This window comes from Streptococcus hepaticus (genome assembly GCF_043656315.1).
Taxonomy (GTDB): Bacteria; Bacillota; Bacilli; order Lactobacillales; family Streptococcaceae; genus Streptococcus; species Streptococcus hepaticus.
The window spans coordinates 93553-116560 of the sequence record NZ_JBINIY010000004.1 but is presented as its reverse complement, the minus strand read 5'-3'; the positions used below and the strand labels follow the sequence as shown (position 1 = coordinate 116560).

General features: G+C 39.5%; 19 protein-coding genes. All 19 read left to right on the top strand.

All coding sequences use genetic code 11. The features are described from left to right. Window positions 1-9: 9 nt before the first annotated feature. The 19 genes from ACHUFA_RS05315 to ACHUFA_RS05225 all read left to right on the top strand — a co-directional run bounded on the left by ACHUFA_RS05315 (window position 10) and on the right by ACHUFA_RS05225 (window position 22973). Window positions 10-879 (top strand): ABC transporter permease, encoded by an 870-nt coding sequence (locus ACHUFA_RS05315; protein WP_394405108.1) that lies wholly within the window; start codon window positions 10-12, stop codon window positions 877-879. Further along, the gene (locus ACHUFA_RS05310) at window positions 876-1634 is read left to right on the top strand and encodes an ABC transporter ATP-binding protein (protein ID WP_394405107.1); all 759 of its coding nucleotides are present in this window, start codon (window positions 876-878) and stop codon (window positions 1632-1634) included. The genes ACHUFA_RS05315 and ACHUFA_RS05310 overlap by 4 nt, the downstream gene beginning before the upstream one ends. 285 nt (window positions 1635-1919) lie before the next feature. After that, a complete protein-coding gene (locus ACHUFA_RS05305; protein WP_394405106.1) occupies window positions 1920-3581 on the top strand; it encodes a ribonuclease J in 1662 nt (553 codons plus the stop codon). A 59-nt stretch (window positions 3582-3640) separates the two neighbouring features. Beyond that, window positions 3641-4423 (top strand): alpha/beta hydrolase, encoded by a 783-nt coding sequence (locus tag ACHUFA_RS05300; RefSeq protein WP_222347902.1) that lies wholly within the window; start codon window positions 3641-3643, stop codon window positions 4421-4423. Then, on the top strand, window positions 4423-4854 hold the full coding sequence (locus ACHUFA_RS05295) for a GNAT family N-acetyltransferase (protein WP_394405105.1): 432 nt from the start codon (window positions 4423-4425) through the stop codon (window positions 4852-4854). Before ACHUFA_RS05300 ends, ACHUFA_RS05295 begins: the two co-directional genes overlap by 1 nt. Before the next feature lie 349 nt (window positions 4855-5203). Beyond that, on the top strand, window positions 5204-7111 hold the full coding sequence (locus tag ACHUFA_RS05290) for an ABC-F family ATP-binding cassette domain-containing protein (protein WP_222347900.1): 1908 nt from the start codon (window positions 5204-5206) through the stop codon (window positions 7109-7111). Continuing rightward, window positions 7108-8022, top strand: a complete 915-nt coding sequence (locus ACHUFA_RS05285) for an Rgg/GadR/MutR family transcriptional regulator (protein ID WP_394405104.1) — start codon at window positions 7108-7110, stop codon at window positions 8020-8022. The genes ACHUFA_RS05290 and ACHUFA_RS05285 overlap by 4 nt, the downstream gene beginning before the upstream one ends. Continuing rightward, window positions 8006-8749 carry a hypothetical protein gene (locus ACHUFA_RS05280; RefSeq protein WP_222347898.1) on the top strand — a complete coding sequence of 248 codons (744 nt, stop codon included), beginning with the start codon at window positions 8006-8008 and terminating at the stop codon, window positions 8747-8749. The genes ACHUFA_RS05285 and ACHUFA_RS05280 overlap by 17 nt, the downstream gene beginning before the upstream one ends. 75 nt (window positions 8750-8824) lie before the next feature. Then, window positions 8825-10018 carry an MFS transporter gene (locus tag ACHUFA_RS05275; protein ID WP_394405103.1) on the top strand — a complete coding sequence of 398 codons (1194 nt, stop codon included), beginning with the start codon at window positions 8825-8827 and terminating at the stop codon, window positions 10016-10018. Between the two features lie 68 nt (window positions 10019-10086). Next, window positions 10087-10941 (top strand): dTDP-4-dehydrorhamnose reductase, encoded by an 855-nt coding sequence (gene rfbD, locus ACHUFA_RS05270; protein ID WP_222347896.1) that lies wholly within the window; start codon window positions 10087-10089, stop codon window positions 10939-10941. A gap of 86 nt (window positions 10942-11027) precedes the next feature. Beyond that, window positions 11028-12176 (top strand): beta 1-4 rhamnosyltransferase Cps2T, encoded by a 1149-nt coding sequence (gene cps2T, locus ACHUFA_RS05265; protein ID WP_394405102.1) that lies wholly within the window; start codon window positions 11028-11030, stop codon window positions 12174-12176. Then, entirely contained in the window at window positions 12173-13102 is a 930-nt protein-coding gene (locus ACHUFA_RS05260) for a glycosyltransferase family 2 protein (protein ID WP_222347894.1), read from the top strand. Before cps2T ends, ACHUFA_RS05260 begins: the two co-directional genes overlap by 4 nt. Window positions 13103-13104: 2 nt before the next feature. Continuing rightward, window positions 13105-13911, top strand: coding sequence for an ABC transporter permease (locus ACHUFA_RS05255; RefSeq protein WP_222347893.1), 807 nt, complete (start codon window positions 13105-13107; stop codon window positions 13909-13911). Continuing rightward, on the top strand, window positions 13911-15146 hold the full coding sequence (locus ACHUFA_RS05250; RefSeq protein ID WP_222347892.1) for an ABC transporter ATP-binding protein: 1236 nt from the start codon (window positions 13911-13913) through the stop codon (window positions 15144-15146). The genes ACHUFA_RS05255 and ACHUFA_RS05250 overlap by 1 nt, the downstream gene beginning before the upstream one ends. Window positions 15147-15162: 16 nt before the next feature. Next, window positions 15163-16578, top strand: coding sequence for a glycosyltransferase family 2 protein (locus tag ACHUFA_RS05245; RefSeq protein WP_222347890.1), 1416 nt, complete (start codon window positions 15163-15165; stop codon window positions 16576-16578). Next, window positions 16578-18323 carry a rhamnan synthesis F family protein gene (locus ACHUFA_RS05240; RefSeq protein WP_394405101.1) on the top strand — a complete coding sequence of 582 codons (1746 nt, stop codon included), beginning with the start codon at window positions 16578-16580 and terminating at the stop codon, window positions 18321-18323. Before ACHUFA_RS05245 ends, ACHUFA_RS05240 begins: the two co-directional genes overlap by 1 nt. Before the next feature lie 271 nt (window positions 18324-18594). Next, window positions 18595-20124 (top strand): LTA synthase family protein, encoded by a 1530-nt coding sequence (locus tag ACHUFA_RS05235; RefSeq protein WP_394405100.1) that lies wholly within the window; start codon window positions 18595-18597, stop codon window positions 20122-20124. 67 nt (window positions 20125-20191) lie between these two features. Next, on the top strand, window positions 20192-21457 hold the full coding sequence (locus ACHUFA_RS05230; protein ID WP_394405099.1) for a DUF6056 family protein: 1266 nt from the start codon (window positions 20192-20194) through the stop codon (window positions 21455-21457). Window position 21458: 1 nt separating this feature from the next. Next, a complete protein-coding gene (locus tag ACHUFA_RS05225; RefSeq protein WP_222347885.1) occupies window positions 21459-22973 on the top strand; it encodes a glycosyltransferase family protein in 1515 nt (504 codons plus the stop codon). The last annotated feature ends 35 nt before the right edge of the window (window positions 22974-23008 follow it).

Genomic DNA, 23008 nt, shown 5'->3' with positions numbered 1-23008 from the left:
GAGACGATTATGATTATTTCATCTGTATCACAAGGTTTATTATGGGGGATTCTAGGACTAGGAATCTACCTGACCTTCCGCATTTTGAACTTTCCAGACATGACGACAGAGGGCTCCTTTCCACTAGGAGGAGCCGTGGCTGTTACCCTTATGAATCAGGGACTAGACCCACTTTTATCAACCTTGGCTGGTGCCTTGGCAGGCTGTGTGGCTGGTTTGGCAACAGGACTTCTCTATACAAAGGGAAAAATTCCGACGATTTTGGCTGGAATTTTGGTCATGACATCTTGTAACTCCATCATGCTTATGCTCATGGGACGGGCCAATCTCGGTCTTCTTGACATTAAAACCTTACCAGACTTTTTTCCATTTAAGGCGGATGTCAATCTGCTGGCGCTGGGCTTGATTGCGGTGTTCTTAGTCATCAGTGGCTTGATTTATTTCCTTTATACCCGTATTGGGCAGGCCTATATCGCAACGGGGGATAACCGAGATATGGCTAAGAGTTTTGGCATTAACACGGACCGTATGGAGGTCATGGGCTTGGTCTTGTCAAACGGTCTCATTGCCCTTGCAGGTGCCTTGGTCAGTCAACAGGATGGCTATGCGGACATTTCAAAGGGAATTGGGGTCATCGTTATCGGACTTGCTAGTATTATCGTGGGGGAAGTTCTTTATTCAACAGGCTTAACCCTCTTGGAACGCCTGATTGCCATTGTAGTTGGCTCCATCTTCTACCAATTCTTGATTACGGCTGTGATTGTCCTTGGTTTCAATACCAACTACCTCAAGCTCTTTAGTGCTCTTGTCTTGGCATTCTGTCTCTTGATTCCAGTTCTCAAGGAAAAATTCTTTAAGGGGGTGACCTTATCACGATGAAAGCAATTGTCGAATTAAAAAATGCAACAAAGATTGTCAACAATGGCTTTGATGAGGATAAAGTCATTCTGGACAATGTCAATTTGACCATTTACGAGCAAGATTTTATTACCATTCTCGGTGGAAATGGTGCTGGTAAATCGACTCTCTTCAATGTGATTGCGGGGACCTTGACCTTGACGAGTGGATCTGTCTACATTTTGGGTGAGGACGTGACCAATTGGCCGGCTGAAAAGCGTGCTAAGTATCTGGCGCGTGTCTTCCAAGATCCTAAAATGGGAACAGCTCCTCGCATGACGGTAGCAGAAAATCTCTTGATTGCTAAGTTCCGCGGTCAAAAACGAGGTCTTGTTTCACGAAATCTGCACAAATATACTGAGGAATTTACCCAGTTAGTCAGCCGAATTGGTAACGGTCTGGAAAAACATGTGGAAACACCTGCGGGTCTCTTGTCGGGCGGACAACGTCAAGCCCTCAGTCTCCTCATGTCTACCTTGACCCAGCCAGATTTACTGCTTTTGGATGAACATACAGCGGCCCTTGACCCTAAAACCAGTGTGTCGCTCATGAATTTGAGCCAAGAGTTGATTGAAGCCAGTCAGTTGACGGCCCTCATGATTACCCATCATATGGAGGCTGCTCTCAAATATGGCAATCGTCTCATTGTCATGAAAGATGGAAAAATTGTGCAGGACATGGCACATGATCAAAAATCACAGATGAAATTAGAAGATTATTACCAATTTTTTGAGTAGAAATGAAAATGCAACCAGTCAGTGGGTTGTTTTTTCTATACAAGGATGTTAGGTTAAAGTTTTATTAGTTTCGTTACCTAGAGATTTTTCAAATACGGATTCGCTGTTTTTAAGAATGGATATATTTTTGTGATAGCAAGCTGCTTGATTTTTTGAAAAAATGATGAAAACAGTGTATAATATAGCTGATATGCGAGCAATCGCAGGCTGTAATTCGACTTGCCAACCAGAAAAAATTGGACGCAAGGACCGTTTGTAAAAAAATAAACTCAAAAAGGAGTTCACATGAGTGAAATAAAAATTGTTGCCCTGGGTGGTGTCAGAGAAAACGGAAAAAATCTCTACATCGCTGAGGTCAATGAACAGATTTTTGTCTTGGACGCTGGTCTCAAATACCCTGAAAATGAACAATTGGGTGTGGATGTCATCGTGCCAAACTTTGATTACTTGATTGAAAATAAAAACCGTGTTGCAGGTGTCTTCTTGACCCACGGACACGCAGATGCTATCGGAGCTCTGCCTTACTTGCTTGAAAAAGTGAAGGTACCTGTTTTCGGTTCACATTTGACCATTGAGTTGGCCAAACTTTTCGTCAAAAACTACCCAGCTACTAAGAAGTTCAACGATTTCCACGTTATCAATGCCAAGGCTGAGATTGACTTTGGAGCTACTCAAGTATCATTTTTCAAGACAACCCACTCTATTCCAGAAAGTTTGGGAATTGTGGTGAAGACGGACGAGGGCAATATCGTCTACACAGGCGATTTCAAGTTTGACCAAGCAGCAGATCCATTCTACAAGACAGACTTTTCACGCTTGGCTGAAATTGGTCGTGAAGGTGTGCTTGCGCTTTTATCCGCTTCAGCAAATGCAGAAAGCCATATCCAAGTTGCTAGCATGCATGAGGAAGCCAATGAAATTTTAGATACTATTGCAGATTGGGATGGTCGTGTGATTGTTGCTGCAGTTGCCAGTAATATTGCTCGTATCCAACAGATTTTTGATGCAGCAGAGGCGACTGGTCGTCGTGTAGTTTTGACAGGTCATGATGTGGAAAACATTGTCCGCACAGCTATTAACTTGAAAAAATTACGTCTGGTCAGCGAGCGGTTACTTATCAAGCCAAAAGAAATGTCTAAGTTTGAAGATAATGAACTCATTATCTTAGAAACAGGTCGTATGGGCGAGCCTTTGAACGGTCTGCGCAAGATGTCTATCGGCCGTCACCGCTATGTGGAAATCAAAGACGGAGACTTGGTTTATATCGTTACCACACCAAGTATTTCTAAAGAAGCTGTTGTCGCTCGTGTGGAAAATATGGTCTACCAAGCGGGCGGTGTGGTCAAGTCTATCACGAAAAACTTACGCGTGTCTGGTCATGGGAATGCCCGTGATTTGCAGCTCATGCTCAATATTCTTCGACCAAAATTCCTCTTCCCAATTCAAGGTGAGTACCGTCAATTGGATGCCCATGCTAATGCAGCTCTTGAAATCGGTATGTTCCCAGAGAATATTTTCATTGTCAAACGTGGCGATGTCATGAGTTACGAACAAGGCGACTTTGTCCACAATGGTTCTGTACCAGCTGGGGATGTCATGATTGACGGAAATGCCATGGGCGATGTGGGCAATATAGTCCTTCGGGATCGTAAAATCCTCTCAGAAGATGGTATCTTTATCGTGGCAATCACAGTTAACAAGCGTGAGAAGAAGATTATTTCTAAAGCGCGTGTCCACACTCGTGGATTTGTCTATGTCAAGAAGAGCAAGGATATCTTGCGTGAAGCAGCGGATGTGGTGAACAGTGCTGTGGAAAAATACTTTACCAAAGATAGCTTTGACTGGGGAGAACTCAAGTCAGCTGTACGCGATGACTTGTCTAAGTATCTCTATGACCAAACCAAACGTCGTCCAGCAGTCCTTCCAGTCATTATGGAAGTCAAGTAATCATTTAATCAAAGGCTGGGACCAAGTTCCAGCTTTTCACATACGTAAAAGGAGTTTTTATGGCAGTTTTTGAAATAGAGTATTCGTCTGCGGTTTTGGGACAATATCGTCAAGTATCCGTCATCTACCCAGATGCAGACCAGTTGGATCTGGCAGAAGTGACAGATACAGACATTCCGGTTCTCTACCTTTTACACGGTATGGGGGGCAATCACAATTCATGGCGTTCACGGACAAACTTGGAGCGCTTGGTGCGCAAGACCAACCTGATCATCGTTATGCCTGATACACAAAATGGCTGGTATACCAATACCAAGTATGGCGTTAAGTATTACGATGCGGTAGTAGAAGAACTGCCTGCGGTGCTCAAACGATTTTTCCCAAACATGACGCAAAAACGGGAGAAAACCTTTATTGCGGGTCTGTCCATGGGCGGTTACGGTGCCTTTAAGCTAGCTTTTCTCAGCAATCGCTTTGCCTACGCTGGTTCATTCTCAGGGGCCCTCATGTTTGATGATCAGCGTTTGGTGGAGATTGAGAATAATCGCCCTTATTGGGAAGGGATTTTTGGTAATATAGAGGAGTTCGATGCTAGTCAAGATAATCTCTTGAATATGGTTGAGCATGCGGATGGCAAAACCAAGTTTTATGCCTGGTGTGGCAAGGAGGACTTTCTTTACTCTGCTAACAATCAAGCAGTCAAGCATTTTGAAGACCAGGGACTGGATATTACCTATCGCACGGACCACGGGACACACGATTGGTATTATTGGGAAAAACAAATTGAAATCTTTCTAGAAATGCTGCCGATTCATTATGTAAAAGAAGAAAGGTTGTCCTAATGGAAATTCACTATGCTGATGCGGGCACAACACAGGCACATATTCAACGCTTTTTCGACCAATATGATGAACAAGTTTTAGGGCATAAGTTGGAAATTGAAAAACATTCAGACCAACTGGTTTTGCAGGCGATTAGAGAAGAAAAAGTCGTGGCTGGATTGATCGCCAAGAAATTGTTTGATAGTCTGCATTTATCAGAGTTGGCAGTGAAGTTGAACCACCGAAAAGAAGGGATTGGCACGCGCTTGATGAATGAAATGGAAGACTGGGCACGGCAAAAGGGAGTCCACGTTATCACAATTTCGACGGAATCCTATCAAGCGCAGGCCTTCTATGAGAAATTTGGCTATCAAGAATTCGGACGCTTAAAAGATATGCCTTTTAAGGGTGTTGAAAAGATTTATCTGGTTAAATATTTAGAATCAAGGTAGAAATGCATTATGTGGATGATTTTTGCATTTGGAGCCATCATCTTTGCTTTTTAAATCTGTTAAATCAGAAGCGAGGACTTTACTATAGTTTTGTCAGTCTATCACTGACAGCCCTGACTCTGTATGCCTTTTACGCGGATAGTAGTAGACGGGTTCTTCAAGAAGACTGGAGTGGCCTCATGGATATTATGCCAACAATGTCTACGGCATTATGGGGCTGCACGGTTGCTTTGATTCTAATAAATTCTATTTCGCTTTTTCGAAAAGATAGATAAGAAGACGGTTTTCAGCCGTCTTTTTTTGCTCTCTTTATATAGCTAGATGGGCCTATTTTTGATAAAATAAAAACATGATTATACTTAGTGGAAATAAAATTGAGCGCTCATTTTCGGGCGATGTCTTATTTGACAATATTAACATTCAAGTGGATGAGCGAGACCGGATTGCCTTAGTAGGGCGAAATGGGGCTGGTAAGTCAACTCTTTTGAAAATTTTGGTGGGAGAAGAAGCGCCAACTTCTGGTGAACTCAATACCAAACGCGACCTCACCTTGTCTTATCTGGCACAGGATAGCCGTTTTTTATCAGAAAATACGATTTACGATGAAATGCTTCATGTCTTTGATGATCTACGTCAGACTGAGAAAAAGCTACGGGATATGGAGTTGCAAATGGGGGAGCTGTCAGGTGAGGAACTTGACCAACTCATGAAGACCTATGACCTGTTGTCTGAGGAATTTCGTCTACGTGGTGGGTTCACCTATGAAAGTGATATTCGTGCTATTTTGAATGGATTTAAGTTCGACCAAACCATGTGGGGCATGCCCATTTCTGATTTGTCTGGTGGGCAAAATACCCGTCTGGCTCTGGCTAAAATGCTGCTTGAAAAACCAGAACTCTTGGTCTTGGACGAGCCAACCAACCATTTGGACATTGAAACCATTGCTTGGCTAGAAACTTACTTGGTCAACTACCAAGGCGCCCTCATTATCGTTAGTCATGACCGCTATTTCTTGGACAAGGTAGCGACCATTACCTATGACTTGACTACGCATTCTTTGGATCGCTATGTGGGAAATTACTCCAAATTCATGGACCTCAAGGCGGAGAAATTGGCGACAGAGGAAAAGAATTTTGAGAAACAGCAGAAAGAAATTGCTAAGTTAGAAGACTTTGTCAACCGCAACATCGTCCGTGCTTCCACCACAAAACGCGCCCAAGCTCGTCGCAAACAGTTGGAAAAAATGGATCGTTTGGATAAGCCGACAACTGGTCAAAAGTCAGCCAATATGACCTTTCAGGCCGATAAGGTTTCTGGCAATGTTGTCCTGACAGTAACAGATACCGCCATTGGTTACGATGGCCAAGTTTTGGCTGAGCCTATTTCTCTTGACGTTAAAAAATTGGATGCCATTGCCATTGTCGGTCCAAATGGTATCGGAAAATCAACTTTTATCAAGTCTGTTGTAGGACAAATTCCCTTTATCAAGGGAACTTCAAGCTACGGCGCAAATGTTGAAGCGGGCTACTATGACCAAAATCAGACCAATTTGACGCGGACTAACACTGTACTTGATGAGCTCTGGAATGCCTTTCCAACCACGCCAGAAGAGGAGATTCGCAATCGTCTAGGCGCCTTTCTCTTCTCAGGCGATGAGGTCAAGAAGTCTGTAGCCATGTTGTCTGGTGGTGAACGAGCGCGTCTGTTACTGGCAAAGCTGTCCATGGAAAACAATAATTTCCTGATTCTGGATGAGCCGACCAACCACTTGGATATTGATAGTAAAGAAGTCTTGGAAAATGCTCTCATTAACTTTGACGGTACCCTGCTCTTCGTCAGTCACGACCGTTACTTCATCAACCGCGTAGCTACAAAAGTGCTGGAGATTTCGGAGGAAGGCTCTACCCTATATCTTGGCGACTATGATTATTATGTGGAGAAAAAGGCAGAGCTAGAAGTTATGGCTCAAGCTCAGAATCAGCCAGTTGAGGCTGTCAATCAGATCCAGCCAGTCAACGATTATGCTACTCAAAAGGCCAACCAGAAAGAACTCCGCAAACTCACGCGCCGTATCACTGAAATCGAAGAAAGACTAGACATCATTGAAGCGCGTGAAGCTGAGATTACCCAAGAAATGCTGACAATCAATGAACTTGGTCTACTATCCGATTTGCAAAAAGAGTTGGAAACCATCCAAAACGAGCAGGTTGACCTCATGGAAGAATGGGAAGAACTGAGCGAGCAGGTAGAGGGATGAGTCATTACGGAGAAATTTTTCGAGAGTTTCGTCTCAACAAGCAGTTGACCTTGACAGACTTGGCAGATGAACAACTATCAGTCTCTCAACTATCTCGATTTGAACGTGGGGATTCAGATCTGTCTATTACAAAATTTTTTTATGTTTTGGAAAAGCTAAAATTAACTCCCACCCAATTTATGAACCGAGTGAATGACTATCGTAGGAATGATCAAATTCACCTTATGTCGCAGATGGCGCGTGCGCATTACCAAGAAGATTCAGAGACCTTAGAGCAATTGAAATCTAGTCAAGAGAAGCTATTTATCGAAAATCCTCAAAACAAGCGAGCCCATCTCAATGCCATATTGCTCCAGGGAGCCTTGTGTGATTTGGATTCTACCCGTCAGATGATGGAGGAAGATTTAGCTTTTGTGTCTGATCATCTTTTCTGTACAGAAGATTGGCAAATTGATGAGTTGATTCTGATTGGTAATCTTTATCAGTATTATCCCACTGATTTGATGTGTCGCTTGGTAGATGAAGTGGTGGCAAGGCGTGATTTTTACCTTGATATTCCCACACATAAGAATCTTGTTGAAGTGACGCTTCTAAATATCATTCTAACTTTGGCTGAGAGGGAGGAAGTGTCTAAGGCGGTTCAGTATGATACATTACTGTGTCCTCTCTTATCCAATGAGCGCAATGCCTATCATCGCTTAATTTATCTCTATGTTAAAGGATTTCTCAAGTTTAAAATGCATGATGAAACCGGTCAAGAAGATATGCTTCATGCTATTCAAGCGATGGATTGGATTGGTAATCAGCACCATGCTCGTACCTATAGAAAACATTTTAAAAAGCATGTAGGAGCAAGATTTACAAAAAACAGCCTTACCTCTCTTTTGCGATGGGATGAAAACAAAGGCTGACTTTTTCCGTTGGGCAGAAGAGGGAATGAGTCGAGAGGAGGAGCATATCATAGTCTATCAAGACCAGGGAGTTGCGCAAGCTTGGTGCCATTATTTTGTAGTGGAAGAAGCGCAACAGTTGGGACTATGCAGTTTTGTGTTTAGCGAGGAAAATCTCCACATGCTAAGAACATGGATTGATTATTTGACGGCGCGGTACCCAGCTTATGAATTCCGACTCTATTTTCCCAAAGAAAATAGAAGTGCCCACAGATTCCTAAGTGAGTCCTATCCCTGCATTGATCAATCATTTGTTGATGTGCTTTCTCTAAACAATACGGTTGATAGTCTTTTATCTGAGAAAATTGTTCCGATTACAGAAGAAAATGTTTCCCTTTTTGCTCAATTGTTAGGCAAGGTGCCAGAAACTGGTTGGGATATAGAGCAGTTTCGTGGACAGCTGGATAGGTGGTCGATCTTTGTAGCAGTAGAAGCAGGTGTGGCGATTGAAGTCGTTTTTACTAGCCAAAAAAATGAGCAAATCCATGAAATTTTTGGATTGATTTCTTTGGAAGAATCTCTATCTGTTACGATTAAAGAGGCCTTGCTTCAAGCTTCTATCCAAGCTGCAAAAGACAAGCATGCTGACTTTCTGTATTTTTTCACCGATCAAGAGGATCATTTGCTTACCCAGCAACTTGGTTTTTCGACTCTAACTGAAGCCACATGTTATAAGATGGTGTTTTAATTCTCATATATGCAAAAAATAAAATCTCTTAGATATTTTAGACTATAATACTGTCTATTATCTAGGAGGTTTTTTATGAATAAAACAATCGTTAAATTATTAACCAGCCGTGCCATCAATAAGATCGGGAATATTTTTTATGACTATGGAAATAGTGTTTGGCTAGCTTCTATGGGAGCAGTTGGTCAGCAATTTTTAGCTTTTTACCAAATGTCTGATACGGTCACATCTATTCTCTTTAATCCTATAAGCGGTGCCATTGTTGACCGTTTTAAGCGCCGCAAAATTTTGTTAACGACCTCGTTGCTTTGCGCGATAGCCTGTCTATTAGCAGCCCTAGTTTCAAATGACAGACTCATGCTCTATGCTCTAGTGATTGTCAATATTGTACTCACGATTTCAACTTCATTTTCCCGAATTGCCAATAAATCTTATATTACGGAGCTGGTGGAGAAGGGTGAGATTATTCGGTACAATGCTCAACTAGAAACTGTTTTGCAGGTGATAGGCGTTGCTTCTCCCATCTTTTCCTTCTTGGTTATTCATTTTACTAGTTTACGAGTAACCTTGCTGGTGGATGCGATTAGTTTTCTAGTGTCATTTTTCTTGATTTATGCGATCAAACCAGAAGAAAGTCATTACCAAATTCAAGCTAAGGCAGGATTGACTGTTGGAGGGATAATAGAGGACATTTTTGAAGGGTTGCGCTATATCTATCGGGAAAAACAAGTCTTGTTCTTATTGGTTCTAGCAGCTTTGGTCAATTTTTTATTGGCTGGTTTCGCCTATTTACTTCCTTTTGCAGATCAATTGCATAAGCAAGAAGAGGCATACGCAAGTCTGTTGACTTTAGGAGCAATCGGATCAATACTGGCTGCTCTTGTCTCAGGAAAAATGAAGGGGAAGATGAGCAATTTACTGATTAGTCTTGGACTGAGTGGTGTTGGAGTCATGATTTTAGGAATATCGTCGGTTCTCTTACTACCAACCTGGCTTACCTATAGTGGAAATTTATTTTCTGAATTTTTTATGACGATGTTTAATATTCATTTTTTGAGTCAAATTCAGATGCGAGTTTCAAACGAATTGATGGGACGAGTATTTTCAGCAGTTTTTACAGTGGCTATCCTATTTATGCCTCTGGGGACCTGGCTCATATCTGTTATGCCAAACGCGATTCAATTAAGTAGTTTCCTCTGGATTGGAGGAGGTGTTCTTCTGTTAGCTCTGTCTGGAATGGTCGTCACAAAATTAAGAATCCTAGACTAAAATATCACAAACCTTGTTCTTTTTTGGTATAATGAGTGATGACTGATACAAGTAAAAGGAGAAGATTCATGATTTTAATTACAGGAGCAAATGGTCAACTTGGTACAGAAATGCGCTACCTTCTTGATGAGCGTGGCATTGACTATGTAGCAGCAGATGTAGCAGAAATGGATATTACGGATGCTGACAAAGTAGATGCTCTCTTTGCAGAAGTGAAGCCAACAATTGTTTACCACTGTGCGGCCTACACAGCAGTTGATGCAGCTGAAGATGAAGGAAAAGAGCTCAACTATAAGATTAACGTAACTGGTACAGAAAATGTTGCTAAAGCTGCAGCTAAGTACGATGCAACCTTGGTCTATATCTCAACGGATTATGTCTTTGAAGGACAAAAGCCAGTTGGTTTGGAGTTGGAAGTTGATGAACCAGCCAACCCTCAAACAGAGTACGGTCGTACAAAACGTTTGGGTGAAGAAGCAGTTGAAAAATACGCACCAAAATTCTACACAGTTCGTACAGCATGGGTATTCGGAAACTACGGTAAAAACTTTGTCTTTACCATGCAAAGCTTGGCAGAAACTCGCGACACACTGGGTGTGGTCAATGACCAATTTGGTCGCCCAACTTGGACTCGTACCTTGGCAGAATTCATGACCTACTTGGTGGATAACAAGGAAGAATATGGTTATTATCATCTGTCAAATGATTCTGAAAAAGGGATTAGCTGGTATGATTTTGCAGTTGAAATCTTGAAAGATAAGGCTGTCACTGTCAACCCAGTTTCTTCAGACCAATTCCCAGCCAAGGCAAAACGTCCGCTCAACTCAACTATGAGTTTGGCAAAAGCTAAGGCAACAGGTTTCCAAATTCCAACTTGGCAAGAAGCTCTGCAAGCCTTCTACAAACAAGGTCAAGACAAGTAAGCAAACAGGCGTCAGCCTGTTTTTTCTGTCTATTTAAGCTAGATTATGGTATAATAATCTGATTATACTTTTTAGAAGTTAGGACTATGAAAGACGTATTTATTATTGGTAGTCGTGGATTACCAGCCAAATATGGTGGCTTTGAAACCTTTGTTGAACAGCTGGTTTCCCACCAAGTATCAAAAGATATTACTTATCATGTTGCCTGTTTATCAGACGATAGTCATCATGTGCACAGCGACTACAAGGGGGTGGATTGTTTTACAATTAATCCACCAAAGCTAGGACCAGCTCGCGTCATTGCTTATGATATGCAGGCTATCAGCTATGCCTTGGAAATGGTGAAACAGCAACAAATACAGAAACCCATTTTTTACATTTTAGGCAATACCATCGGTGCTTTCATCGCGCCTTTTGCAAGAAAAATCCACAAGGTGGGTGGACAGCTTTTTATCAATCCAGACGGATTAGAGTGGAAGCGGAGTAAGTGGACCAAGCCTGTACAAGCCTATCTCAAGTATTCTGAAAAAGTCATGACGCGCTATGCAGACCTGGTTGTGTCTGATAACGAAGGAATTGAAGATTATATCCGTCGGATCTATCCTTGGTCTAAGACCACCTTTATCGCTTATGGGACAGATTTAGCGAAGACTAGTTTGAGCTACCAAGACTACAAGGTGCGGACCTTCTTTGATAAATGGAAGATGACGGAAAAGGAGTATTTCTTGATTGTTGGTCGTTTTGTTCCTGAAAATAACTATGCGACGATTATCCGTGAGTTTATGAAATCGCAGACTAAGCGGGATTTGGTGATTATCTGCAATCATGATGGTTCTGTCTATTTTGACCAATTGAAAGCTGAAACGAACTTTGATAAGGATGTACGCATCAAGTTTGTCGGAACAGTTTATGACCAAGATTTGCTCAAGTATATTCGTCAGGAAGCGCGTGCTTACTTGCACGGTCATGAAGTCGGTGGCACCAATCCGGGATTGCTTGAAGCTCTTTCTCAGACCAATGAAAATCTTGTTTTAGGTGTAGATTTTAACCAGAAAGTGGCCCAGAGCACCGCACATTATTGGACAAAAAAAGCTGGCGACTTAGCAGGTTTGATTGACCAAGTTGACAAAACTCCTGAAAATGTAGAATTGGGACAGAAAGCTAAAATACAAATGCAAGAACAGTACACGTGGGAGAAAATTGTCAGCCAATATGAGGACTTGTTTTTAAGATGAAAGTTACTATTCTCATGTCCACCTATAACGGTGAACGGTTTCTAGCAGAGCAGATTCGAAGTATTCAAGACCAGACCTTCACGAATTGGAAGTTGTTAATTCGCGATGATGGCTCTAATGATAGAACACCAGAAATTATTCAAGAGTTTGTTGAAAAGGACAGTCGTATTCACTTTATGAATACGGAAGACAGGACAAATCTTGGTGTCATCAAGAATTTTTATACTTTGCTCAAATATGAAAAGGCAGATGTCTATTTCTTTTCGGACCAAGATGATATTTGGTTGCCAGAAAAAATGGCCATGACCTTGGCAGAAGCAGAGCATTATCCTGCTGACCAGCCCTTGCTTATCTACACAGACTTAAAAGTGGTCAATCAGGAGCTGGAAGTTCTGTCAGAGAGCATGATTCGAAGTCAATCCTACCACGCCAATACTAGTCTCATTCAAGAATTGACCGAAAATACCGTCACAGGTGGAACCATGATGATTAACCATTCTTTGGCAGAATTATGGACTCGTCCAGATAATATTCTGATGCATGACTGGTACCTAGCTCTTTTAGCCACAGCTTTTGGCAAACTAGTCTACATTGATCAAGCAGGTGAACTCTATCGCCAGCATGATAGTAATGTGTTGGGGGCGAGGACGTTATCTAAGCGTATGCAACATTGGATCCGCCCACACCTACTATTTGCTAAGTATTGGCAACTCATAAAAGATAGTCAACTTCAGGCCAGTCATCTTTTACAGCTGCCCTTGACGCCTGACAAACGAGACTTAGTGCAAGCCTATGTAACCATTATGGACAAAGGACTGATTGAGCGGGTACGGATATTGAAAAAGTATAGTTTTAAGAAAAATAAGGCCTTTCATACTTTTGTATTTACCATTTTGATATTGACAAAATTTGCTTATAAGGAGTAAACATGGATATTTTTTCCAAGAAAAATCGAATTCTTTTGAAAGAATTGATTAAAACAGATTTTAAATTGCGCTACCAAGGTAGTGTTGTTGGCTATATGTGGTCTATTTTGAAGCCACTTATGATGTTTGCGATTATGTATACCGTTTTTGTTCGTTTCCTTCGTATGGGGAACGATGTGCCTCATTTTGCAGTTGCTTTATTGCTAGGAAATGTCATTTGGTCTTTCTTTTCAGAGGCAACCAACATGGGAATGGTTTCGATTGTTAGCCGTGGGGACTTACTCCGTAAGCTAAATTTTTCCAAGCATATTATCGTGATGTCTGCTATTTGTGGAGCCATGATTAACTTTGCGATTAACCTAGTTGTCGTTTTGATTTTTGCAGCGATCAATGGGGTTCATGTTGCTTGGAATGGTGTGATTTTCATCCCAGTTCTTTTCCTTGAGCTCTTTTTGTTGGCTTTTGGTATTGCGCTTTTGTTGTCCTCACTGTTTGTGAAATTTCGAGATTTGGGGCAAATTTGGGAAGTAGTTATGCAGGCTGGACTTTATGCGACACCGATTATTTATTCTATTGGATTTGTGCGAGAACGCAGTGAAGTTGCGGCCAAATTGATTATGCTCAATCCCTTAGCGCAGATTATCCAAGATTCACGTTATATTTTAATGGATCGTGCGAATATTCCGATTTGGCAATTATCAAATCACTGGTGGTACATTGTTATTCCATATATTATTCCAGTTCTTGTATTTGCCCTTGGTTTGACAGTGTTCAATCGTAATGCTAAGAGATTTGCGGAGATTATTTAATGATGGACAAAAATATTGCAGTAAAAGTAGATCATGTTAGCAAGTTTTTCCGCTTGCCGACAGAACAAACTCATAGTTTGCGCACAGCTATGGTTAACCGTTTCAAGGGCATCAAAGGTTACCGCGAGCAGCATGTCTTAAAAGATATTTCTTTTGAAGTTGAAAAAGGAGATTTTTTTGGGATTGTTGGTCGAAACGGTTCAGGTAAATCAACCCTTTTAAAAATCATTTCTCAAATTTATGTTCCAGAAAAAGGTTCTGTTGAAATTGATGGGAAGTTAGTTTCTTTCATTGAATTGGGTGTCGGTTTCAATCCTGAATTGACCGGTCGGGAAAATGTTTATATGAATGGAGCCATGCTTGGCTTTACGACAGAAGAAGTTGATGCCATGTACGATGACATTGTGGAATTTGCTGAGTTGAAGGACTTCATGAACCAAAAACTCAAGAATTATTCTAGTGGAATGCAGGTGCGTTTGGCATTCTCTGTTGCGATTAAGGCACAGGGAGATATTTTGATTTTGGATGAAGTTTTAGCAGTTGGAGATGAAGCCTTCCAGCGTAAATGTAATGACTACTTCATGGAACGTAAAAGAAGTGGTAAAACCACTATTTTGGTAACCCACGACATGGGGGCTGTTAAGAAATATTGTAACAAGGCCGTTTTGATTGAGTATGGTTTGGTAAAAGCTTTGGGGAACCCAAGTGATGTAGCCAATCAGTACAGTATGGACAATGCACATCCTGTTCATTTTGAAGAACCGGATGAAGAAGGTCAAGAGACTACTGAAGAACATGCTCAAGATGCTAGAGTTTTAGTAGAGAATCTTCAAGTTAAGTTATTGTCACCCAATCGCATAAATCAGAAAGATTTAGTCGAGTTTGAAATTTCTTATGATGTGCTAGAAAATATTGCGACTCATCCTGTCTTTTCAATGACAGACATTGATCGGAATATCTGGATTTACAATGATAATGCCTATGATCGGCCTACGACTGGCAAGGGCCATAAAGTATTGCATTATTCATGTAGTTTGGCTCAAGTAAATGATATCAAGTTGCAGCTACAGGTGACCATATTAGGTGCTGAACGAGAAATGTTAGCCTATGCAAATGCTGAAAATGCTCCTTTAATTATGGTGAATAGAACAGACATTGATCCAGATGATTTTTCAGCAGTAGACTCGGCAGCAGGTTTGATTAAGCGCAATGGTACATGGACTATTACAGAATAAGTGAGGAAGAGCTGATATGAAGCCTGTCGTTTCAATTGTTTGTACAGTTTATAATAAGGCTCCATGGTTGCAACAGACCATAGACAGTTTTTTGAACCAAAAAACAGACTTTCCTATTGAAATCGTTTTGATTGATGATTGTTCAACAGATACTTCACGGGAAATCATTGCATCTTATCAAGAAAAATATCCTCATTTAATTAAAGCATTTTACAATGAAAAGAATCTTGGCATTGCAAGGACTTGGGTAAAAGTTTGCGATATGGTTTCAGGAGACTACATCGCCCGATGTGACGGCGATGATTATTGGATCGATGTTTTTAAATTGCAAAAGCAATTTGATGTGTTGCAAGAGCGTCCAGAATCTAAATGGTCTTCTACAGATATTGATTTTGTGAATGAGACTGGAAATAGTATTGGACAAGCTATTTTTGAAAGTGGGCAGATGCCAAAGGTTCATAGTTTTGAAACCATGTTGGCGACAAGAGGATTTATGGCTCCTTCAACTTGGTTGGTTGAAACAGCCTTAATGCGCGAAGTTAATCATCGCATAGATTTGGATACAGCTGATGACACGTTTGACTTACAATTAGAACTATTTCAAGAAACTAAGTTATCCTATGTAGAAGATGCCACAGTTGCCTATCGTGTCAACCAGGGATCAGATTCTCGTCCAAAAGATTTCTTAAAATTAGAAAATCGCTTTAATAAATTACTTGCTACTCAAAATAACTATCTAGACAAGTATCCAAGTAGTGATTATCGTGAAATGCTTAGGATTTTATTGGATAGAAATAACCGCTATGAATTGACCTTAACGCAACAATCTGCAGGACTGGAACAACTAGGATTTGAACGTGTAACGATTTACTTTGATTGTGATCATCATGGTTTTACGCAAGAGAATATCTTTCAGGTGCCATTAGAAAAAAAGGGTACGGTTGCTATTCACTTACCAGATAATTGCCAACGTATTCGGATAGATTTATCTGAGAGACCTAGTTTTTATTCGTTCGTAAAATTACAGATGAAATCTTCTGGGACAAGATTGTTGCCTCATTATATGAATGGTCTTCTTCTCAGTGGGAATATTGTCTTTCCGAATCCTGATCCCCAGATGATTTATGAAATCAATACGGATATGTATGGGCAAGATTTTATATTGTCCTATGAAGTTGCGGAAATGAATGATATTTATTCTGAAGACTATATTGGAAAAGTGCTAGCTAGAGGCTGGGAAAATGAAAAACTCTTGGTCCACAATTTGACTCATGAAAAAGTTGAAAATATCCAAGAATTACTGACACTTCGTGAGGTAACTCAACAGCAACAAGCAGACTTAGAAGAGATTACTCGTCTTTATAATTCTGTCATCCATTCTCGCCGTTGGACGATCCCAACAAAAATTATCAATTTCTTTAGGAGAAAATAATGAAGCGCCTACTTTTATACGTGCATTTTAATAAATTTCATTCACTCAGTTCGCACGTTAAGTATCAACTAGAACATATGCGACCGCTCTTTTCAAAGGTTGTTTTTATTTCAAATAGTTCTTTTTCAGAAAAATTGGAACAAGAATTGCGGCAGGCATCCTTGATTGATGATTGTTTCCGTCGAGAGAATGTCGGATTTGATTTTGCGGCTTGGCGCGATGGGATGAGCTTTGTTGGTTTTGATCGTCTTCAAGATTATGACTCTGTAACTCTGATGAATGACACTTGTTTTGGTCCGCTTTGGGATATGGGAGAAGTATACCGTCAATTTGAAGAGAATGTCGATGTAGATTTTTGGGGAATGACTAATTTCCGTGCAAATGCTCAATTCCGTGAACATATTCAAAGTTACTATCTGTCTTTTAAAAATCCTGTCTTGAAATCACAAGTTTTCCAAGAATTTTGGATGACGGTACAGAATTTTACAGCTGTTCAGGATGTGATCGACAACTACGAAACACGTGTAACGACAGTTCTGACAGATGCAGGCTTTCGTTATAAAACTGTTTTAGATACTGTTGATTTGGACACAACGGGGATGTTGCATCCAGATTTTTCTTACTATAATCCTACAGCGATTCTAAAGCATAAAGTTCCTTTTATTAAGGTTAAAACCATTGATGCTAATCAACATATTACTCCATATATTTTGGATGAAATCGAGCGTACATCGGATTACCCAGTGGATTTGATTGTCGAACATATGTCCAACATTAACTATCCAGATTTCAAGTATCTTCTTGGTAGGAAGCTTTTGAAACCAGCACAAGCAAATTTTGCAGGTCAAAAAATTGCAGTTCATTTGCATGTCTTTTATGTAGATTTATTGCAGGAGTTTTTGGATGCTTTTGATCATTTCCACTTTGATTACGATTTATTTATTACGACAGATGTGTCTAGTAAAGAAGCAGAGATTCAAACGATCTTGGATATAAACCAGCAAGTAGCACGAATTTTTGTAACGGGTAATATTGGACGTGATGTCTTACCGATGTTGAAGCTCAAAGAACACTTGCAAGACTATGATTTTGTTGGTCATTTCCATACTAAGAAGTCCAAAGAGGCAGATTTTTGGGCAGGTGAGTCTTGGCGAAAAGAATTGATTGATATGTTGGTGGTGCCAGCAGATATGATTTTAGCAAATCTTATCAATCAGAATGGATTAGGAATGGTTATTGCAGATATTCCAACCTTCTTCCGTTACAATAAAATTGTAGATGCCTACAACGAACATCAAATTGCACCTGCCATGAATGATTTGTGGGAAAAAATGAGATTGGAAAAATCAATTGATTTTAATCATCTCCATACTTTTGTCATGTCCTATGGTACCTACGTCTGGTTTAAGTATGATGCTTTGAAGCCTTTGTTTGAACTTGATTTGACAGATAAGGATGTTCCAGCAGAACCCTTGCCTCAAAATTCGATCCTTCATGCCATTGAACGCCTCTTGATTTACATTGGTTGGGCAAATCAGTACGATTTCCGAATTGTACCGAATCCAGTTCCACTAACAGCATTTATTGATAATAAATTGCTCAATGAAAGAGGGGATGCTCTTCCTCACACCTATGTTAACTTTGACCATCTAGGAGGAATCAAAGGAGCACTCAAATACATATTTGTAGGGCCAGCTCGGGCGATTAAGTATATTTTGAAACGAATAAGGAGGAAGATACATTGAAATGTTTAGGAAATAGAACCGTGTTACTAATGCTCTAAGTAAGTACCTTTGTTAACTTTGACCATCTAGGAGGAATCAAAGGAGCACTCAAATACATATTTGTAGGGCCAGCTCGGGCGATTAAGTATATTTTGAAACGAATAAGGAGGAAGATATATTGAAACGTTTAGGAAATAGGACCGTGTTACTAATTACTCTAAGTAAGTACCTTTTTTCACTGGTTCTTTTATGTTTAGCTTATACCTCAAATGGAGGTAGGAAATTTTTTATTGTGGGCTTGATAGAATTGATCATCATTGCAATGTTGACAAATTCTCTCTTAAAATTAAAACATAAATGGACAAAATGGCTAGCTTATTTGTTCAATGTTGTTATGCTTTTTCTTTACAATGCCCAAAATTTAGTGATGTTTTTTGGACGTTCCTTTACTACCCTAGTAATGGTGACAAACTTGGAGTCCTTGGAATCACTAAAAGGAAATGCACTGCCCATTGGAGTGGGAGTTGTCGCTCTTCTTATTTTTACTCTCCTACCTATTCACCTCTTGAACTTTAAGGTAGTGCGGACGAGTTGGATTTTATCAGGAGCACTCTTGTTAGAGTTGGCAATGACTGCTCTGTATGGCAATAGCAACTCCCCTATTTTTGCAGTTTACCGCTTAGGTTTAGATGCTAGAGTCTATCAGCAGCAGCTTGCGGCTATAGCAGATCAACCAGATCAGACAAAAAACTTTTATCGAAGAGAAATTCAATCTTCAATTGAAAAACCAAAAAATTTACCAGAAAAACCAAATGTTGTATTGATTTTTGCAGAAGGTCTTTCTCAAAATATTATTGATGATGAGCGCAATGTGATGCCGCATTTAAAAGCTTTACAAGAAAAGTCATTGAATTTCACCAATTACTATAATCACACTTTTGCAACCTATCGTGGTTTGATTGGACAGTTATATTCTGGATATCAATTGAACAATTATGATACGAATACCTTGATTTCGATGCAGGATATTCTTGCAGATCAAGGTTATCAAACAACATTTATCAATACAGAGCCTTCTAATACACAATTTACTACTTATTTAGAGAATCTGAAATTTCAGGAATTGGTCAACGATACCAAGCGAGCAGATGGTGTGAACGGCAGTTTAACAGATAAGACAGCATTTGAAGAGCTCTTTAAGAAAATTTCCAAACAAAGTAAATCCAATCAACCATTTTTTACAGCCATGTATACATATGGTACTCATATGAGTTTTGATACAGCTGATAAGAGTTTTGGAGATGGGAGTCTGAATCTGTTAGATCGTTTCTACAATTTTGATTACTATTTCAATGAATTTATCAAGAAATTTGACGAAAGTGGTTTGTCAGAGAATACAATCTTGGTTTTCACAGCAGATCATGCTACCTTCCAAGATAAGGATTTTATCAAAGCCTACCCTAATTATCAACGAGCAAATTCAGATCTTGATCGCATGCCACTTTTTATTTATCACAAGGGAGTCCTGGATTATGACCGAGATGTAGAAGGACGTAATTCTCTCAGTATGGCGCCTACGGTGCTCGATTATTTAGATATTAGTGAGCCAAATTACTTCTTGGGGCAATCATTATTCTTCTATAAAGAAAATAATAACTCATTTGATACAGTTTTTTATGATAATGCTTATCTTTTGAGTACAGACCATTCTGCTATTGCGCCACTTTCAGAAACGAATGATGCAACTATTCGAACCTTGTTAGATCAATATTTTGCAGCTAAAACACAGGTACCCCAAGAATCAGAAAAAAGAAGGCGTTGACAAGCCTTCTTTTTTCTACTAAACTGTAACATAAAGAAAGAGAAGAATATAAATTAGTGGAGGAAATATGAAAAATAATAGCCTAGATAAGAAATCTCTACAAGTGATGGGAATGATTGTCATCACTTGGTTTCTATATTTTTTACTCATAAAGTTTGATTATCAAAATGATGACGCTTGGTTCTTGCATTGTATACGCAATATTTATCATCATGATGTATTTGCATTTTCAGTAAAACGTTATCAAGAATGGACCTCTCGGACTCTAATCGAAGTGGTTCTAATTATCCTTGTTCAGTTTCCAGTTTTATGGAAATGCTTAGTCGCACTGGCATTCAGTACAGCAAGTATTCTTCCAAGTATGATATTCAGCCCACTTCATAAGTTAGATTATCGGACACTGCTACTATCTTTTGGCTTTTTGTGGATAGTACCTAAAGAGGTTTACAAAGATGCCGGTTGGATTGCGACGACGACAAATTATATATTTCCGTATGCAGCTTTTTTAATAGTAGTTTATCTATTTTCCAAACGCTTCCGAGGAGAAAAATTTTCTATTAGGCTCTATCTATTGGGGTTACTTAGTTTAATCTATGCAGCCAATCAGGAACAGCTCGCTTGTGTCATACTAGGGAGCCTATTTCTTTGGGGAGTATTTTTTAGAGTTTATAAAAAAGAGGATTCTAAGCTTCGATTTGCCCTCATCCCCTTGTCCCTTTCTTTTTTAAGTTTTGTAAACATTTTTATTTCACCGGGAAATAAAGTTCGAACAGCCATTGAAATAAAACGATTTTTCCCTCAATTTAAAGAATTATCGACATTGACAAAAATCAAACTTGGGTTCACTGATACGATGAATACCTTATTTTTTGAAGCGAATTTACCATTTTTAGTCTTCCTATTATTTTTACTTATGATATGTCTATATCATGGAAGAAAGAAGTTAGCCTTGCTAATAGTCCTTCCTCTAATTCCTGTTGTAGGAACATGGTTTCCGTTTGCTTCAGTTCTTGCTTATCGTCATCGAGCAGATATGGCGGCTTCACAAGGAATCTTCTTACTAGATAATGTAGTTGTTTTTATGGTAGGAATTATCTGTGTGCTAGGGGTTCTATATGCCTTATTTTCAGATAAGCTACAGTCTTTATTTGCTATCTTAGTATTAACGATAGGAATTTGCACACGCCTAATGATTGGTTTTTCTCCAACAGTATTTGCTTCTGGAAAACGGACATATTTCTTATTGTATATGAGTTTTCTATTTCTTATGATTTATATCTTCCTATGCCAAAAAAAGATGAGGGAAGAAAGGGTTTATTTAGGAAAAGAGTGATATGAAGTATTTAGGTAAATTATTGGGAAACAGTGTTTTGATCTGGTCTGTTGGGCTCTTATCCTGCCTAACTTTAGCTTCCATTTTTTATCATACACGGTTACCAATGGATGGGTCAGAGATGGCAATCATCGAAAAGAATAACCTCTGGTTTTGGCTGGGGCTCTCTCTGTTTGGGCTAGTTTTATTTTTGATTCTTTGCGCTTTAATAAAGTTAGATGCGGCATATTTACTTTTAGGCGGATTTTTGTTCTATCTAGCAATGGGGATTATTTTGATTATTCATCAAAATAATATCTTGCGTCATGATGCTTTGGCTGTTTTGGAGGCGGCTAGAGCCATCAATCGGAATGAATATTCTCCTCTTACATCGGTTTATGGATATATTTTTAAATATCCCCACCAGCTAGGGTTGGTTACATTTGAAAGGATTTTTCTGCATTTCTTTGGCGAAAAAAATGTTCAAATATTTTTCTATATAAATTTAGTATTTGCCATGTTAGATAACCTCCTGCTTTATTGGTTGGTCCGTAGACAGTTTCCAAAAACCAAGGTGGCTCAAGCAACGATTGTGCTATCCTTCTTGTTTTTGCCGCAAATTTTCTATATTTTATTTGTTTATGGTTTAACCTATAGCTTATTTTTTGTTTTACTAGCTTTGCTAGGTTTGCAGGCTTATCTTCAACATCGAAGTTTGCTGGCTTCTGTTTTGACCCTATCTAGTTTGTCAATGGCCTATCTAATTCGTAGTAATAATCTACTTTTGCTACTATCCATTTGTTTATTACTCTTTTTGGATTTTCTTCAAAATCATTATCATAGGAGTTTGTTGCTGACTATTCTTGTCATCGTCGTACCAATGGGGACTAATTGGGGACTGATTACTTATTATAAAGATTTGACAGGAGCGAAACTGCAAGGGGAGCCTAAAATAGCATGGATTGCTATGGGATTAGATGATAATCCAGTCTATAATCGTATCCCAGGTTGGTATGATGCTTATGTGGAAAATGTTTATACGGAGAACGAAGGAAATGCAGAACAAATCACGCAAGCAAGTCAGAAGAAACTTGGTGAGCGTCTCCAGTATATGAAAAATAACCCTGCTTATACGATTAAATTTTTCAAAAATAAATTGGTTTCGACATGGACAGACGGGCTATTTCAATCAGTATGGTCTGGTCCCTTACCTCGCTCTAAAGTTGAGGGACAAAAGGTGGAAGGCTCGATTATGACTTCTGTTTATGAGGGAGGGAGGTTATTAGACATCCTTTATGTCTATTCAGCCAGTCTTTTACCAATTCTTTATGGATTGAGCCTTTTAGGGACAATAGAGTTATTTGGAAAATATCAGGGTCGGAATGTATTCTTAGCAATCCTTATCTATTTATCAGCAGGTTTTCTCTTCCATCTCATTTGGGAAACCAAAAGTCAATATGTCTATCCGTATGTCTACTTGTTGATTCCGATAGCTGGGGTTGGATTTGATAAGTTATACAAGCGAATGCCTCAGTAACGGTAAGAAAATTCATTGATATAGACTTTCTTTTT

Coding starts and splice junctions, on each gene's coding strand:
- ACHUFA_RS05315 (WP_394405108.1), top strand. CDS start 10: ATGATTATTTCATCTGTATCACAAGGTTTATTATGGGGGATTCTAGGA.
- ACHUFA_RS05310 (WP_394405107.1), top strand. CDS start 876: ATGAAAGCAATTGTCGAATTAAAAAATGCAACAAAGATTGTCAACAAT.
- ACHUFA_RS05305 (WP_394405106.1), top strand. CDS start 1,920: ATGAGTGAAATAAAAATTGTTGCCCTGGGTGGTGTCAGAGAAAACGGA.
- ACHUFA_RS05300 (WP_222347902.1), top strand. CDS start 3,641: ATGGCAGTTTTTGAAATAGAGTATTCGTCTGCGGTTTTGGGACAATAT.
- ACHUFA_RS05295 (WP_394405105.1), top strand. CDS start 4,423: ATGGAAATTCACTATGCTGATGCGGGCACAACACAGGCACATATTCAA.
- ACHUFA_RS05290 (WP_222347900.1), top strand. CDS start 5,204: ATGATTATACTTAGTGGAAATAAAATTGAGCGCTCATTTTCGGGCGAT.
- ACHUFA_RS05285 (WP_394405104.1), top strand. CDS start 7,108: ATGAGTCATTACGGAGAAATTTTTCGAGAGTTTCGTCTCAACAAGCAG.
- ACHUFA_RS05280 (WP_222347898.1), top strand. CDS start 8,006: ATGAAAACAAAGGCTGACTTTTTCCGTTGGGCAGAAGAGGGAATGAGT.
- ACHUFA_RS05275 (WP_394405103.1), top strand. CDS start 8,825: ATGAATAAAACAATCGTTAAATTATTAACCAGCCGTGCCATCAATAAG.
- rfbD (WP_222347896.1), top strand. CDS start 10,087: ATGATTTTAATTACAGGAGCAAATGGTCAACTTGGTACAGAAATGCGC.
- cps2T (WP_394405102.1), top strand. CDS start 11,028: ATGAAAGACGTATTTATTATTGGTAGTCGTGGATTACCAGCCAAATAT.
- ACHUFA_RS05260 (WP_222347894.1), top strand. CDS start 12,173: ATGAAAGTTACTATTCTCATGTCCACCTATAACGGTGAACGGTTTCTA.
- ACHUFA_RS05255 (WP_222347893.1), top strand. CDS start 13,105: ATGGATATTTTTTCCAAGAAAAATCGAATTCTTTTGAAAGAATTGATT.
- ACHUFA_RS05250 (WP_222347892.1), top strand. CDS start 13,911: ATGATGGACAAAAATATTGCAGTAAAAGTAGATCATGTTAGCAAGTTT.
- ACHUFA_RS05245 (WP_222347890.1), top strand. CDS start 15,163: ATGAAGCCTGTCGTTTCAATTGTTTGTACAGTTTATAATAAGGCTCCA.
- ACHUFA_RS05240 (WP_394405101.1), top strand. CDS start 16,578: ATGAAGCGCCTACTTTTATACGTGCATTTTAATAAATTTCATTCACTC.
- ACHUFA_RS05230 (WP_394405099.1), top strand. CDS start 20,192: ATGAAAAATAATAGCCTAGATAAGAAATCTCTACAAGTGATGGGAATG.
- ACHUFA_RS05225 (WP_222347885.1), top strand. CDS start 21,459: ATGAAGTATTTAGGTAAATTATTGGGAAACAGTGTTTTGATCTGGTCT.